Source organism: Pseudomonas koreensis (assembly GCF_025447595.1).
Classification (GTDB): Bacteria; Pseudomonadota; Gammaproteobacteria; order Pseudomonadales; family Pseudomonadaceae; genus Aquipseudomonas; species Aquipseudomonas koreensis_H.
In genome coordinates, this window is the sequence record NZ_JAOEJU010000049.1 from 1 (window position 1) to 2,107 (window position 2,107).

The following is a 2,107-nucleotide window of genomic DNA, read 5'->3' on the forward strand; positions in this document are numbered from 1 at the left end:
TTGATCGCCGGCCCGCTCATGGTCACGCCGCCGCCATCGATCTTGATGAAGCTGCCACCGCCGACCAGTGTCAGTTCAGCCCCGGCCTCCAGCACCACTTTCATGCCACTGCTCAGGTGAATTTCCTGCCCCGCGTCGATGAATTGCCCGGTGCCGATCTTGATGTGCTGGTTCACGCCCACGGTCAGGTGGTCGTTGGCCCGTGCTTCGACTTTGCGGTCTTCGTAGACGGTGTGGTGTTCTTCGGCCTTGAATTCCGTGTAGCTGTTCTTTTCCACGACGTCGTGGCGTTCGTTGCCGACGCGGATTTTCTGGTCGTGTTCGATGTTCTCGTCCCAGTCGCGCTGGGCGTGGAGGAAGATCTGTTCCTGGCCTTTCTTGTCTTCGATGCGCAGTTCGTTGAATCCACCGCCACCCATGGAGCTCAGGGTCTTGAAGGTGGTGCGCGTCTTGTTCGCCGGCAGGGCGTAGGGGACGGTGTTTTCCTTGTGGTACAGGCAGCCGCTGATCAGCGGCTGGTCGGGGTCGCCTTCGAGGAAGGTGACCAGCACTTCCATGCCGATGCGCGGGATGGCGATGCCGCCGTACTGGGCGCCGGCCCAGGCGGAAGACACGCGCAGCCAGCAGCTGGTCTTGTCGTCGGCCTGGCCTTCGCGGTCCCAGTGGAACTGGACTTTGACGCGGCCGTATTCGTCGCAGTGGATTTCTTCACCCTTAGGGCCGGTGACCACGGCGCTCTGGCTGCCGAGGATGCGCGGTTTCGGGTGGTGCAGGGGCGGGCGGTTCGGCACGTCCCACGGGGTGGCCTGGAAGCGGTTGCGGTAGCCCTGATGGAAATCGTCTTTCAGCGCGGTGGTGTCGCTGGTGACCGACTCTTCCAGCACTTGCGGCTGCTTGCCTTCGTGGTGGACTTCGGTGAGCAGCCAGAGGTCATTCCACTTGGCCTTCGGGTGTTCTTTCAGCGCGAGGAAATGGCCGCTGACCAGCAACGGCTGATCACTGCGACCCTCGGCGAGCTGGAAGTCGCTGCGATGGCGTTCGAGGGCGCGTTTGGCCAGGTGTTTGCCGCGCTCGCGGTCGATGAAACGGCCCGGGTAGTCGTAGTCCTCGAGGTCGGGCAGGGCGTCGCCACGGTTTTCGCTTTCGAGGGTGATCCGCGGTTTTTCGAAGTCGTAGTCGCGGCGGGTGGTGCGGCTGGTGCGGGTTTCCAGGCGCAGGTCGAAGCGCTTGATCACCGGGTCGCTGGCGACCATGCCGGAGTCCTGCTGATAGGCCACCGGTGCCAGTTTGTGGAACACCGTCTGGTCATCGCCGAACACCAGTTTGTGCGCCGTGGCGCTGTGCTGGAAGTGGTAGTGAATGCCTTCTTCTTCGCACAGGCGCTGGATGAAATGCAGGTCCGATTCGTCGTACTGCACGCAGTAGAGACGATCGGGGTAGATCGAACCGGTCTGAAATTCATAGGCGTTGCCCTGGATACCGTGTTCTTCGAGCACCTTGCCGATGATTTTCGGCACGCTGAGGTTCTGGAAGATTCGCTGGTTGATCCGGTGCGCGAGGTACGCCAGTTGCGGGCGCAGGGTCACGGAGTAGCGCGTCAGGCGCTTGCCGGAATCGCCTTGCGCGGCGCGGTAGATCAGGCCGTGGATGCCGCTGCCGTCGGGCGACAGCTGCAAAAAGGCCGGTTTGTGCAGCAGGGTTTCGAGGTCCAGCGACGGCTGCTCACTGACCAGCTCCACCTCGAATACGAAAGGCTGGCTGACGGCTTCCCGACCGGTGAGGGTAAACACCTGGAAATCGGCGGAAAGACCTTCGATGGTCAGGGCAAAGTGGGTTTCATTGGCCGGCGCGAACATCCCTTGTTCCTCGTGCTGTACAGCGGCGCCCGTCGACCGCTAAACCGGTCAACGCGCGCAAAATTCTGGAGGGGCGTAAACAACATCGACCAGCAGAGCTGGCCGATGCTTGAAACGATCAGCCGTAATTAAACGACTGGAGCACGCCAGTCATCGGAACCCGAAGTACCGGATACTTCGTGGGTCCAGGTGATTTTGCGGTAGGTGAACTGCACTTCTTCCAGGTGGGTGAAGTGCGCGTTGCCTGGATC

At 61.7% G+C, this 2,107-nt stretch carries 1 protein-coding gene and 1 pseudogene; both read right to left on the minus strand.

Going from position 1 to position 2,107, the window contains the following annotated elements:
• The coding region (gene tssI / locus N8H71_RS28675) for a type VI secretion system tip protein TssI/VgrG (protein WP_262196515.1) at window positions 1-1,856 on the minus strand (1,856 nt) is incomplete at its 3' end.
• A gap of 128 nt (window positions 1,857-1,984) precedes the next feature.
• Window positions 1,985-2,107, minus strand: a pseudogene (locus tag N8H71_RS28680) (Hcp family type VI secretion system effector); the annotation flags it as partial.